This is a genomic window from Halalkalicoccus sp. CGA53 (genome assembly GCF_036429475.1).
Taxonomy (GTDB): domain Archaea; phylum Halobacteriota; class Halobacteria; order Halobacteriales; family Halalkalicoccaceae; genus Natronorarus; species Natronorarus salvus.
This window is the reverse complement of the sequence record NZ_CP144124.1, coordinates 143,146-156,784: the sequence shown is the minus strand read 5'-3', so window position 1 is coordinate 156,784 and position 13,639 is coordinate 143,146. Positions and strand designations below refer to the sequence as shown.

The following is a 13,639-nucleotide window of genomic DNA, read 5'->3' as shown; positions in this document are numbered from 1 at the left end:
CTCAACAATCTCTATCATATCCTATTCACCCGTACTTGCAGGGTCCGCCGACGCTGGCTGCATATGGGCATGATCCACATCTGGTTCCGCTTGGCGGGCTATCATCGATTTCTGACGGCTTTGGATCTGGACGTGCCTCGAGACCCACCTTATCAATCTTCAACGAGTTAATCGAGTCCGCAACCGACCGCTCGAAGGCCTCAATGTCGGGACTGAACGCGTCTTCATCGTATTCTGGGTGGACATATACTACCTTTGCATCCTGAATCGTGATATCGTAGACTTCCTGAACGAGCCACGCGTACGCTGTCAACTGGCGACGGTACTGCTCGTGGTGGTACGAACCAGTGTCGGGAATTTCACCAGTTTTGAAATCGACTATCATCCAGTCGCTACCGTCTCGATAGAGGAGATCGATCTTCCCATAGAAGGGGATTCGATGCCCATCTACCTCGAGGAGTGCCCTCACAGGATGTTCTATCACTACCTCATCGGCATGTGAATTGATGCTTTGTCGGGTAGAGGTCCGCCGGTAGTTCTTTAACACGCTTGTTCTGAGGGTGTCAGCGACTGTCTCATCGAGGTCCGAAAGGTAGCGCCTGAATTCGAGTTCATTTTGGTGCCAAAGCGCCAGTGCCTTGTGAACGATATCACCCCAGACCTTTGGTGGGAGTTCACCTGGAGCGGCTACAGCCTCCGTCTCGTAACGGATCGAGCTTTGCCCTTGGACGACACTGTATTGGAACCGTCGAGGACACTCGAGTAGATGGTGGACACCGGAGGCATCGACAGTTTCCGGTAGAAACGGGACTTCCTCGACCGATTCATCTGGTCCGCTATTCTCCAAGAAGACTGCTGCATCATCAACATCTATTTCAACCGTTCTCTCGGGTTCGACAGCTTCTAACGGGATATCATCGATGCCGATTGGGACGCTATCCGGTGCTTCCGTAACTCCTCTAACGTCATTCTGAGGTGTGTCAAGGAGTCGTATCTCTTCGTTTCCAATCTCGTCGGACCCTAACAGCAACTGGTCCCGAAGTGGTGCCATCCATGTGTTCCATTCTCCTTTATATACTTCACTGTGTCCAAGCCCGAGAAACAGATGGTCACGGACTCGAGTGAACCCGACGTAGAGCATCCGCCAGAATTCTGCTTCCCGTTCTTTCAAATGTGCGTTCAGAGGATTCGGATATTCGAATTGGCCAGTTCGCTCGACTCGGGCATCCGACAGCCAGATTGGGCCAGTACACGAGGGGGGTTGAGCATCATAATCTTCGCTCAGCCATACATTGTCGTCATCGGGACTAGGAATGTTTAGTCTCGGCGGGAAGGGCGTCTCACCTTGGCGCGGACGAAGTGCCATCCCATGCGTTCGACTCGTTAAGAGGCGATCAAGTTGGGTTCGTGGCCAATTAGATCGCGCGAGGAGATCCACCAGAAACACGATCGAGAACTCACGCCCTTTCGAGGCATGGACTGTCGTAAGGGTGATGGTCTCACGATTTTGCTCGTCCGCGAGACGAGTCGTCGTATAATCCGGATCTTCCATAACTGATCTATCTCTGATTGTCGTAAGACGCTCAACGAACTCCCGGTATGGGAGTAACTCGTCTTCTTCCCACTGATCCACGATCTCCCCGAGCAGCCACAGATTTCCATAGCGTTCTAATGCGTCAGTATCTGCGAGAACAACCGTCTCAAATCCTGAGTGCCTGAGGATCTTGTACACGAGGTCGGACTTCGCAGTTTCACGTCCCCATCGTAGGTCATTCCGAAGAGTAGCTAGTCCTTCGAGTCGGTGTTGATCCTCTATCGGGAGGGTATCTGGCCAATCATCCAACAGCGCTCGGAGATAGTACTGCTCACTCGCTAATGCTCGAAGCGTTTCATCAGAAAGCGCGACAAGGGGCGATCGGAGGATACGTACCAGGGAGGGTCGTGAATGGGGGTTTGCAAACCAATCGAGTATGTCGATCATCAACCGAACTTCTGGCTGTTCGAACAGATCGTCGGATGCATCGACCGAGACTTCAAGCCCTCTGTTCCGTAGTTCCTCAGCGTAGATGTGCATGTGCCTTCGTGCTCTGAATAAAAACGTAATATCTCCCGGTTCAGGATCTTCGAGTGTTTGCTCAGAGTTCAGTGGTGAGCGATCGACAGCTATCCCTGCCGTTTCTCCGTGTATTATCGAGAGAATCGTTTCAGCTGCCTGTTGAGCCTCCCCCGTTACCCAGAAATCGCGCTTAGTTTCCCCTCCCATGTCCAGAATGTGAACGTGTGGGTCGTCCGGCTCCGTATTCGGGCGCCGAGCTTCAAGCGGAACATAGTCAATGTCGATGCTTCCGATTCTTCCACGACCATCGTCAGCGAAGATGTCCGCAAATACTCGATTCCCCGTCGAGATAATGTGCGGATGGCTTCGAAAGTTCGATACCAGTGGGAGGTACGTGATACCCGCTGCTTCGACATGCGGAGCCGGGTCGCAATCGGATATCGAATCATCACGAGCATGGTCGATAATGTCGTTGAAAATATTCGGTTCCGCAGAGCGCCATTCATAGATCGACTGCTTGACGTCGCCGATCAGCATGAGTTGGGTGCCGTCTTTCTCTTCGGTTATTAGGTGTGAGAGCACCTCACACTGCGCGTGACTCGTATCCTGAAACTCGTCGATGAAGACGTAGTCATAGCGTTCACTAAGACTCTGCGCCAATACCCCATCCGGGTCCTCAGTTAGCGCCTCCCACAGGAGATACGTTACGTCTGTATGTGAGAGAAGTCCACTTGATCGAGTCAGCTCATCATACTGCTCGTTGAACGTCCGGAGGACGGTTTCAAAGTCCTCGATAATCGCACTCGACCGATCGTACGTATCTCGGACATGGTCGATGAGTTGTTGTTCCATGTCTCCGTCAAGAGGGTCAACCGTTTCGCCCTCGCCGATTTGCATTTCGAGTATGCGATCGATCGTTGCGAGATCTGTAGGGCGGTCTTCTCCGGCATGCATATCCTCAAAGCTCATCCAGAGCGAATCGACTGCACTATCGACCGACCAACAGAACTCACGACATTTCTGCTGAATTCGGTAGACGATCTCACGTACCGATTTGGGTGGATATTCTCGCCACTCCTCAGGAGAATAGGCAGTTTGGAGTCGGCGAAGTTCGCCCGGATGCTCGTTCTGAAGATGTGCGAATATCTCATCAAGGAGCGTCTCGGTCTCGAGCTGACCTCGAACTTCGAAATCCGGAGGCAATCCGATATCGATCGCGATCTCACCTATCAAGTCGTGAAAGAAGCTATCGATCGTACCGATATCCGCTGCAGTCTCGATCTCCCGCCATACTGATCGTGGCAGGGGATCTTGACTGTGGGCATCATGCTCGCGAAGTTGTGCTTTGAGCCGTGTCTTGAGCTCGTTGGCGGCGTCATTCGAGAAAGTAGTCAATAGAATCCGCTCGAATGGACTTCCCTCATTATCGACCTCACGGACGACTGCTTCGGCGACCGTTCGAATAAGCACTGTCGTCTTTCCCGTACCTGCACCCGCGTCCACCACAACCCGTCCCGAATTCTCATGGAACTCGAGGAATACAGCCGCCTGGTCCGGTTGGAGCTGATTACTTGCAGGTCCCGTCGCAAGGGTAGTTATCTCCTCAATTCGGTCAAGGTTTTCTGAGATGTTTTCATTGCTCATCGTCGGTCCTCCTGAAGCGGCACTCGACACAATTCGCGGTACACGCAGTTCTCACAGCCATTCAAGTCGGTGACAAAGGCCGGCTCTGTTCTGAACTCGACCCCGGGACTTGGACGTAGGCGCCGGACGTGATGTTCGATATCGCTCCGCCAGCGAGAAACAGTGTCGTTGTACTCGTCAGTAGTAATCCGTCTCAATGAGGGTTCGACAGACTCACTGTCCCCATACGGCACGCTATCATCTACAACGAGATGGCCTTGTCTGGCATCTGGCCGTGTCTGACCTTGTTCGTATAGTAGGAATCCTGAGGTCTCATTGCTTTGTATTGCAGCCGTGTGTAGTCGGTGATCCAGGATATGCTTCGTTGTATAGGAGCAGTCATCGTATCGCTCACAACTTTGACAAAGATCGTCACATTGCTCGTCCCGAGAAGGGCGATTCCCTCCGGTCCAGCACTGTTTCAGCGCTCGCTCTGCGTAATGTCGTTCACGAACCGAGAATACCGGAAGCGAGCCATCAGAGAGCGTGTCGATTCTGTGTGGGGGGAGCACTACTTCGGTCCCGCTGATCGGTACTGGATCGGGATCGTCCTCCCAATTCCACCCACGATCGATACTGTGGTCGAGTTCTCGTTGTACCTCTTCCCACTCAGCGTACAGTGAGGGCAATAGTTCACGGGGGAGTTTTGGCTCAAGATCCTGGAACCAATCACGCAATTCACCCCTGGATGCAAAGCTATCGAGATCATGCTGACGGTCGGGTAGTAAGTCGGAGATGACCCGTTTCATCCCTGTACTGAAGCTCTCATCAGCCTGTTGACTGTGGATAACTGCAGGTAGCTCGCCAAACCGACTCGTTGGTACTTCACAATACTGTTCGGGAATTCGATCGCGCTCGATTTGATCTCCATCGAAATTAAACATCAGCTGATAGTAGTAGAACTTGAGCTCACACTGAGCGAAGAGATCGATCTCGTGCGATCTCATCGGACCACCGACAATATCCTCGAGCGAGAGCGCACCGTCGAATGCTGGTTCGTCAGGATCGACGAATATCGAGTAAATCGGTTCTATGTAGCGATCGATGCGTGGGCCAACGAACTGTTCGAGTGGATCTACAGAGGTTCGAAACGCGAGATGGTGAAACTCGGCTTGCTCTATTCGAGGCCCGGCCGTGTGCTCTACATCCGCAGCATGAAACACGTACGAGCGCAGGAGATCTCGCTTAGATGCTCGCTTCCAGGTATCCGGCCATGATTCCCCATCTCGTGGCGTTGGGAGCCACTCATCAAGTCGAATTCGTGTGACGTACTCGTCTTCTATCGGATCAGGATCGAGGAAGTCAACGAACGGTGACCACGCTACTGGGTCATTCTCGGAATCGAGATAGAACTGCGTGAGTGTGAGCTCACCAGTGCAGGTACTGAGGGCCGCTGCGTAACTATCGAGGTCTTGCTCGTATTGATCGAGTTTTGATTCGTAGTACAGATAGGGGACGTCGCTCTCTTCCGCTCTCGTTGCACGTGCAGTCGCTTCGTGTAGCTTCTTATGCGTAAATGTCGGGGTTGAGAGCTCAATCGGGAACTCCTCAGTTGACAACCCGACAATGAAAAGATGCTCGGCTTTTCGAAAGTCGATAAGCCCCGCATCACTGATCGTGACCGCGTTACCGTCCCGATTAGTCGACCAGAAGGGCTCGGAACCGATGACGTCACCGAGGGCTTGTCCAACCACATTCCAGCTGGGGTTGAGAGTGTCGAACAGTTCGAGAATGTGATCGTAGTAGATCTCGAGCGTTTCCCCTCTGTCTCGAACCCGTTCTACATGGGAGGTCTGGTGTTCGCTGTTAATATCTGTCCTCGTCGGATCGACAGCTGGACCGGATGGACTCTGTATCGGATCGTTTGCGATACACCATAGATGTGGCCACAAGAGGTCCTGGAGAAATTCTCGAAGCTCAGCACCTCTCACAGGCGGCGTCTCTTTTTGTTCGAGTACCCATTCGAGAAACACAGCTAACTGACTCCACTCATCGCCATTGCTCTGCTCTCCAGTTGCGAACGATAACCAGTCCTCAATAGAGCGGGGTCCTTCGTCCTGTTCAGCAGCGTGCAGTTGTTGCTCTATACGGAGAAAACGGCTATCGGACATTGGCCACTGCCCCTCATTGTCTATTGCGTGGTCGGGATGGCAGTACCCGAGTCGGAGCGGATCGGTCACCTCTGTATGGGAGACATCGAGGCGATCGGTGACTGCAGCCTCTATTAGATCAACGGTCGCCTTCACGAATCGATAGGATGGGAGATATGCCATTGGGCGGCGAGTCTCAACGTGGTACGGGATTTCATTGTTCGTAAATACGTCCTCGATGATCGGTCGATACTGATCGACGTTCCGAGCAACAACAAGCATTTCTTGTGGTGAGACATCACCAGCCAGTAACTCGCGTACCTCTGAGACGAGACGCTCGATTTCACGTCGACGATCCGGTGCCTCTATTAACTCAACCGATTCTGGCGGGTGATCTCCGTGGAAGCCTCCCGTGGCAACCTCGAGCATCGCGTTCCCTGCAGCGCTCGTGTCTGAATCCCACTTGGACCCTGAAGAACGGGGTACGGGCTCTAAGCCGACATTCGCTAAACGATCGAAAAGAGTCGCCCGGGTCCCTTCCTCGAAAAAGAAGTGAATGTCCGGTAGACCTTCTAGCTCTGCAATGGTAGCGAAAAATCGGAGCGTTGGATTGTCGAGGATATTGACCGTCGCAACGGCGACCCACTCGATGTGAGCGAACGCACTTGACCAAACGTCGGAGAAAACATGCCGAGCTTCTCGAACTAAGTGACTCCGAGAGAGGAAAACGCCATCTGGAAGCGAAGCCGTTCGGTCGAGGAGATCATCATGGATAGCATCGAACGCTTTGAGTGTCCGTTCACTTCTGTGTCGTGCGAAGCCATCAGAGAGTCCCGTAGCTATTTGCAGGATATCATCGAAGTCTTCCCCTGCGTCTGTACAGCGGTAGTACTCGTTGAGCTCTGCAAACAACTCCTCCAGATAGGTATCTTCGGTCAGTCGCTCGATCTTGGCAAACGAATGCAGTTCATCTGAGCAATGGCCATCTCTGGCGGATTCAATTACTTCTCCGAGTAGCCGAACATGTATATGCCGATTCAGGATGCTGGCTTGTCCATAACGCTCCCTTACGAGCACTTTCGCGAGATCTTCGATGGATGAGTACGTTGCAGCCTGCTCAGGAGGGACCGAATCAGAGACAAGGGTCCTGATGAGATTCTGTCGGGCGATTCGTCCCTCGAGGAGACAGAGCCCGTTCGCAGTATCGCCTAACTCGTGCGGTGATGACTTATTCCAGCGATCAATGAGAAACGATTCCAGTGACCCCTGTTCGACAAATACACCCATTCATCCTGCCAATGGAAGTTGATATTCTTTAATGTACGTGTCCGGGTACCAAGGTCCGACCCATTCATAAACTCTGGTTTTATTCGACTTTTTAGTAGGACATCAAACTAATAAGGCCGTTTACGCTCTCATACGCAGTATATATTGCCGATTGATTACGCACTCGCCTGCACAGTTCGAAGCCCCTGCTGTGCCGATTCTTAAGCGCACTCTGCATTTTGAGCGCTTTTGTTCTGACTTGATTGAAATGGGATAGCTCATCCCGACATCCATTTCAGCGTCGAATTATGGCGCTGGAGATAATTTCGATCCGGATTTAACGTAGACATCGTTAGCGTCTCACCAGCCCGGCCGATAAGGATTCGTTGTAGGATTTCACTTTGGGTCTCGAACTCCGGGTTCACCTGAATCCGGTACTCCTCATCGATGGTACAGTCCTCGATCGAACGCGGCATGATGTGTTTTACCCAAGGGAATCACATTCCTCAGATCGGCTCTGATATTTGGATATTCGCTCCAAGAAAGCACGTGTGCTACGTCCAGCAATGCAGGATGATCGATTCCGGAAACAGGACAGGTCGTATTGTACTCAGACAGTACTGTAGCTCGAAATTCGGGATCCATGGAGCGAGCCTGTACGGTCGTTTCATAAACACCGGTAGCGATGGCGCTCGAATCAGCGCAAGCTACATTGTACGACGAACCAGCCCACTGCTCAACGGAGTCGCTTATGAATCCATGTCCATCTTCAGTGAGAACATAACTATTGTCCTCTTTCCGAACCAAGCCGAGACTTCGAAGCCAGTTTACCCGCTGAATTGCCATATCTGTGTTCGCTGGATCCCATCCAAGATCAGGATGAGTATCAAGCTGTTGCTGACTGATCTCTCTGATCGTCATTGGGCCGACTGAAAGTGCATAAAGCAAACTACGGAGTCCAACGTTCCGCCTGCACATGATTTCGAGAAGTGTATCGGTCGTCTGGTCCGTAACATACGCCTTCCCTTCTTGACCAAGTTTCCACGCTGTCCCCTCTAAAACAATGAATCCAACATCTTCGAGGTAATCAACTCGGCGCGCAATTGACTCTCTACTCGATACCTGCTCAAACGTGCCTCTATGCCATCCAACTAACTCATCAACACTCGGCTGATGGGTGTGAACAAATCGAAGAATTCTGTCAAGGGTATCAACGTAGCTGGTAGCTCCGCCGAACATCGGAACAACGCCTCGGAGCGGCTTTCGAGACATCTCATTCTCCCATTGGAAGTCATCTATATGACCGTTTGGGAGACCACTATCTATCGGGATCTTGTCTATCAACTATAGAGTGACATTCATACTGTTTGAACTCAAGTACAGGACGAATGTCTGTAATCTGGCTGACGAACGCAAGTCCGACTATTGAGGCGGTGGTGAATCCCTTGATTGCTGCATGCGATGAGGGTGTGATTCCAGAGGAAATTCGTATGCTATCGAACCCCGGACTGGTTGAAACGACCAAATATCTGGTTCCACTGCTCGAGGACATCGTCGCCGCCTACGACGTTTCACCGACTGTGACTGTACACGAACTGGAATCAGAAACACAGTATAGACAGATCATGTCTTTTTACATTGACGGGATTTCGGATGCCCGAGCTCAGTCAGTTAGTGTAGCAGTCAATTTCACACCCGGACGGAAGTTTATGTCCGCGATCGCGTTCCAGGTTGGCTTGCAGTATGAAGCAGATCACGTCTATTATCTCCATTTGCAGTCAGTCGATCACGGCCGGTGCTATCCTGATATTCCACGTACAAACGCCGAGTTAGTGGATTTCGCGGAGATGGTCTAATGTACGTCTCTCGTAAACACCTCCTGTCCGTTTTGAACGCGCTGTACGATTCGGGTACGACTAAAATCTCCGTCAAGCACCCTTGTGAGACTATTGGAGAACTTTTTCGATTCGATCTTGAAGACAACGGTATCGCGACCGTCCGTTTCACCCAGGGAGCAGTAACCTACCAGGAAAATCGGGAGGCAGTCGAGATCGAACACGGTTCACAGGTATTCGAGGATCTCCCCGACGAGAACAGCTATATCCGGGGCGTGATCGGAGGAGGATTGCTTCCCTTAGAGAACCACGACGATCTTCTCGAGTTCGTTCGGCGTCGTGGCTATCCTGATCTCGAAGCAGGTCATTCCCCGATCATGATCGGACTCGATACGAATCTCATGGGCTTTCGTATCCCGGAGGTTCTCGATATCGATCCGAGAACGGGTAGATCCGATGCGAGTGATCGTCCCGCTACGACCGGTTACGCACTCTCGAAAGGGGTGAAAAAAGAACTCGATTGGCATTACAAACACTACGAAACGAGGCGTCTCACCGAGGCATTTGGCGAGGAGTTCGCGCGACTCCAGAACCAGCCCGCAGGCGACAATCGCGAGGGCTTTCTGGGACTCTATGAATTCCGTCGACTCGCCTCACGCAGGACGGCGGATCTCGTACCGGCCGAGGACACCGACGAGATCGGGACTGGAGATGAGGAGATCATCGAAGCCTACCGCCAGTACGATATCGGGAATAGAAAGCGAGTGCTTCTGTTCAGCAACGATTACGGCTTCATCGACAACGCACAGGAAGCCGGAGTGTGGGCTCATCACGTCTCGTTTCCGATCGACTTGCCACGAACCACAACGGCATCGTGGGAAGACGTGGCGAACGCTCTGTATGTTCTCGCTGTCCAGTTCGGTGTCCTTCAACTCCCCAAAATAACGCTGTATGGAGTCTGGGACGGGAAAACAGGAAAACACTGGCAGGACGAAAAAGTCGAGGTTGATGTTCGAAGCCCAGTCATCGAACCAAAACTCGGACGGGCTATTCAAATCGTGGAGCGATTCGATCAACGATGACCGTCAGAATCGCTATAGAGACCTGAACAGCCGTATACACTCTCAGGTCCCGTTATTCAGAGGTTGGTCGTGCTCATCGTCCAGCGAGTACCATACCCTCACTCCCCTATTTCTGGCGGGAGTTGCGCTTCAATCGGCTCTCCAGTCCCTTCGTAAATCCAGATCACATTATGAACATCGAGCATGGTCATCCTCTGATCTGATCCAAGTTCCCGAAGCGCTTGCTCGAGTTCATTACGAAGGGTCCGCAGTGCGTGGATGATGACCGCATACTGTTCTGGTCGGAATCCCGATTTGAACTTTGGGAGCGTGCTCTTGTCTGTGAGAAATGTCGCCGTCTTCTGTGGGGGTAAGCCAACGTGCTCGTCCGGATGGGCTACCATCAGTAATGACGTCGCCATTCGCTGAATCGATCCCGGACTCCTGTCGTTTTCATCGACGAGGTGGATCGTATGCGCTTTGAACGCTGCCAATCGTTCCATGACGTCCTCCGAGTCGTCAAAGAAAAACGAGAGCAAAGCACTGGACTCCTCAGGATTCTCGACGAAACGATCTACGACGTCATTCCAGACGTAGGTTCCCCACTGACTCCCCATCAGATACGTTGCTACTGGTTTGCTGATTGGTGCTGCATCGCTACGAGTGAGTTCGTCGAAAAGCGGTTCAACATCTTCTGGCTTGAGATCTTCAAGCGTGAACTCGCTTCGAATTGACTCATCGATGTATGTGGCGTAGGCGTCCTTCCAGTTTTCCCAATGGGTTCCACCCCAGTAATCTGGTCGATTCTCCCTCCCGTACGCTCCGTTCGCTTTCGCCCATGCATAGGCATAGACCACTGAGGTCTCATTCTGCAATGAGACAGATTCAGTGCGTTCTGACACAGCCTCCCGACCGCCGTGTACCGCACGGTAGAACCGCTTGTACGGCCCTTTGAGTTCCGCAGAGACGTCCTCAGCCGAGAGGGTCAAGAGTGCGTGGAAGAACTGCTCGAGTTCGATGCGTATCGTGGTCTCGTGAGGGGTTCCGGAAGTTGGATGGCCGATCTGGTCGGTGTAATACTCCCTGAACTCTCGTAACGAATTCATCCGATCCTCGAACGAGCCAGAGACATCTACTCCAAGCCCTTTGAGCCCAGTTGTGGCCTCCTTGGTTAGAATCACTGGCTGGTCAGCGTTCAGCCGAGTATAGACTTCCCAGAGAGCCCAGTTCCACATGCGTTCCGACCAATCCTCATTATACACATCTGCTTCGGAGAGTTCTTGAAAGAAGTCAGCTAGAGTCTGGATCTCTTCGTTGAATGAGTGCAATACGAGTTGTGGGCCTGGGTTCTCGTACGCTGTAATCGCATCCTCTCTCCAGAGTTCGAGAAACCGTTCTTCTGAGGGAGATTCCAGAAACGCATTCATCCGAGTATTGAATATCGTCTGCCGATTTTCTCGTAGATTGAACCCAGGTCCGGATGGCTCACTCCGAATCAATTCTTTCCACCCCTGTAGAAGTCCGTCAGTACTCGGTCGGAATACAGCCATTGCTCTATAATGTCCTTTTTGAATATTAAATGAGGTAGTTGTCTCAACTCTGGGTTGTCAGAATGATCCACCCAGGTTGTTATAGAGATGACCGTTCGAATGGACGACGGCCATTGGTTCACCCGAAGCTGATAACTTACTGGTTGTGCAGTTCGCGTGCTCGCTTAAGCCGTCGATCCATATCATCTTTCGGGTCATTCCCCACAGACCTGTAGGCGTCTACATACCGTTCTAACACCTGAATCTCGTCTATATGTCTTCCCTCTTTTCGATAAACGATTGCTAGGTGTTCATAATAGGCAGGAGCAATTGCGGCAAACCTGTAGCCTTGGTTTTGTTCCCACTCTGCTTCGGCTTCTACAAAATCGATACACCAGAGTAGAAGCTGTTCTACCTCGTCGTGACGCTTCTCACGTTTCAGCTGTTTCACGTCCTCGACTGCCTCCGTATAGTGCGAATATGGATATTCATCAGATCTCTCCTAAACCCAATTATCCGTCGATAGGCCACTCTTGTTGTCGGGTGCGCCCCTAGCGTCTCCATCTGACGAGCTTCGAAGAAGTCGCCATACTTTTCGGAACATGCTGTCAACGGGTCCTCAACCAGTATATACTCACCTCTCCTTTTTAGAGTGACATTTCCGTTCAAATCAACCTGCTAAGCAGTGCTGATTGCATAGGATCTCGGATCGGTCGTTTTCAAACCAACGTTGCCTGATACTCTGCTCCAAACTCACGGGGTACTGGGAGTTCTTTCAGCACCTTCGATTGAAGCCGGTAGTAGCCGTTTGCTGCTCGCTGGCAGTTTGCCTCCAACCAAACGCGTGCTTCCGGTCCGTTAAGATACTCCGCGAGCTCTCGATGGTCGACGTGATCTTCTGGAATGAGATAGTAAACCGTGTGACGCGGAACGACCTCACCCGATTCATCGATCCAGAACTTTGGCTCCTTGGCAATATCTTGACAAAGGATTTTGGGTTGGAGTATATCATCCAACGGTGGGCGTTCGTGCCAGGCGTACCACGCTCGGTGACCGTTTTGATAGCAATATCGATCTTCGAGACGGTCTCTGTGCATCTCGGCCCATTGGCCGAAATCACCTAACTCGTCTTCATCGATAAGCGAACCATCTTTGGCATATGGAGAGATGAACACGCTTCCGCAATCGGGGCCGTCGTTCAACTGAAGCTGCTTTCCCGATGTGGTGGGGTACGTCCACTCATCGAGAAGCTGCGGTGGAACTTCCTCCCGGTTCTGGACAAAAAGCCCATCTGCTCCAGTGGCGACACCACAGCTAATTCGGCTACAGACCTCTCCAAGCGTCACGCCTGTCTCGAGGTCAGAAAGATCTACTCCCCGTATCTGACTCGCCCAACTGGACCCATCTTTCGGCAGAACAACTGACGAAGAGGTGCCGTCTCGACGAACGACCCGAGTCTCCTCTGAGCCTTCTTGCGTGATCGTGGTGATCGTCGGATAAGCAGTGACCCCATCAAACGAGTCTTCTGCCACATGCTCGATCTCCTCGATTGAGTACGATTGAAGAAGCTTTCTCAGTGGCGCTGCACTACCTACATATTCGAACTTCTCCGGTGTAACGAAGACGAGAACACCATCGTCAGTGAGCTTCGTGAGTGCCTGTTCAAAAAAGAGAGCATAGAGATCGAATCGACCGGTAGCGGTGTCAAATCCACCTTTGTATCGCGTTTTTTCCTTCTCGTCAAGGTCTTCTATTGGAACATATGGTGGGTTTCCAATGATATATTCGAATGAGTCCAAATCAGAGAGATCGCGAAGGAAATCACGTTCCATAATATCCACTGTACGTTCGGCGTGAAGTTCTTGTGACTCGGCGAGCAGTTCCGGATCGAGTTCGACTCCAATACCATCGGGCACTGCCATGCCTTCACGTTCGCAAAACCGCTCAACGGCTGCAACAAACGGTCCGGTTCCCATTCCGGGATAGAGAACCCGATCGCCCTCTTTCGGAGTGCGAATTGAGAAGAGCTTCTCTACCATCGAATCTGCAAGTTCAGGTGGGGTTGGAACATGCCCTTTCATCTGCTAAAACTGCTGCCCCTTAGTACTTAAATGTATAT

Annotated in this window: 8 protein-coding genes; 2 read left to right on the top strand and 6 right to left on the bottom strand. The window is 51.8% G+C overall.

Going from position 1 to position 13,639, the window contains the following annotated elements; genetic code table 11:
* Positions 1-25 precede the first annotated feature (25 nt).
* From V2L32_RS00715 to V2L32_RS00705, 3 genes are all read right to left on the bottom strand, one after another.
* Positions 26-3,700, bottom strand: a complete 3,675-nt coding sequence (locus tag V2L32_RS00715) for a UvrD-helicase domain-containing protein (RefSeq protein WP_331232217.1) — start codon at positions 3,698-3,700, stop codon at positions 26-28.
* A complete protein-coding gene (locus tag V2L32_RS00710) occupies positions 3,697-7,116 on the bottom strand; it encodes a PD-(D/E)XK nuclease family protein (RefSeq protein WP_331232216.1) in 3,420 nt (1,139 codons plus the stop codon). Before V2L32_RS00710 ends, V2L32_RS00715 begins: the two co-directional genes overlap by 4 nt.
* A 420-nt stretch (positions 7,117-7,536) precedes the next feature.
* Positions 7,537-8,439: an HNH endonuclease gene (locus V2L32_RS00705; RefSeq protein WP_331232215.1), complete on the bottom strand. Its 903-nt coding sequence runs from the start codon at positions 8,437-8,439 to the stop codon at positions 7,537-7,539.
* A 44-nt stretch (positions 8,440-8,483) separates the two neighbouring features.
* On the opposite strand from V2L32_RS00705, the gene V2L32_RS00700 reads away from it, so the two are divergent.
* A complete protein-coding gene (locus tag V2L32_RS00700) occupies positions 8,484-8,951 on the top strand; it encodes a PDDEXK family nuclease (RefSeq protein WP_331232214.1) in 468 nt (155 codons plus the stop codon).
* Positions 8,951-10,012, top strand: coding sequence for a hypothetical protein (locus V2L32_RS00695; protein WP_331232213.1), 1,062 nt, complete (start codon positions 8,951-8,953; stop codon positions 10,010-10,012). The genes V2L32_RS00700 and V2L32_RS00695 overlap by 1 nt, the downstream gene beginning before the upstream one ends.
* Before the next feature lie 98 nt (positions 10,013-10,110).
* On the opposite strand, the gene V2L32_RS00690 is transcribed toward V2L32_RS00695, so the two are convergent.
* From V2L32_RS00690 to V2L32_RS00680, 3 genes are all read right to left on the bottom strand, one after another.
* Positions 10,111-11,418 (bottom strand): hypothetical protein, encoded by a 1,308-nt coding sequence (locus V2L32_RS00690; RefSeq protein ID WP_331232211.1) that lies wholly within the window; start codon positions 11,416-11,418, stop codon positions 10,111-10,113.
* A 259-nt stretch (positions 11,419-11,677) separates the two neighbouring features.
* Complete coding sequence (locus V2L32_RS00685) at positions 11,678-11,971, bottom strand: hypothetical protein (protein WP_331232210.1); 294 nt, start codon at positions 11,969-11,971, stop codon at positions 11,678-11,680.
* A gap of 268 nt (positions 11,972-12,239) precedes the next feature.
* Positions 12,240-13,601 carry an Eco57I restriction-modification methylase domain-containing protein gene (locus V2L32_RS00680; RefSeq protein WP_331232209.1) on the bottom strand — a complete coding sequence of 454 codons (1,362 nt, stop codon included), beginning with the start codon at positions 13,599-13,601 and terminating at the stop codon, positions 12,240-12,242.
* Positions 13,602-13,639: the final 38 nt, after the last annotated feature.

Bases quoted from the DNA above. Each gene is read 5' to 3' on its own strand.
- V2L32_RS00715 (WP_331232217.1), bottom strand. From the start codon at position 3,700: ATGAGCAATGAAAACATCTCAGAAAACCTTGACCGAATTGAGGAGATA.
- V2L32_RS00710 (WP_331232216.1), bottom strand. From the start codon at position 7,116: ATGGGTGTATTTGTCGAACAGGGGTCACTGGAATCGTTTCTCATTGAT.
- V2L32_RS00700 (WP_331232214.1), top strand. From the start codon at position 8,484: ATGTCTGTAATCTGGCTGACGAACGCAAGTCCGACTATTGAGGCGGTG.
- V2L32_RS00695 (WP_331232213.1), top strand. From the start codon at position 8,951: ATGTACGTCTCTCGTAAACACCTCCTGTCCGTTTTGAACGCGCTGTAC.
- V2L32_RS00690 (WP_331232211.1), bottom strand. From the start codon at position 11,418: ATGAATGCGTTTCTGGAATCTCCCTCAGAAGAACGGTTTCTCGAACTC.
- V2L32_RS00680 (WP_331232209.1), bottom strand. From the start codon at position 13,601: ATGAAAGGGCATGTTCCAACCCCACCTGAACTTGCAGATTCGATGGTA.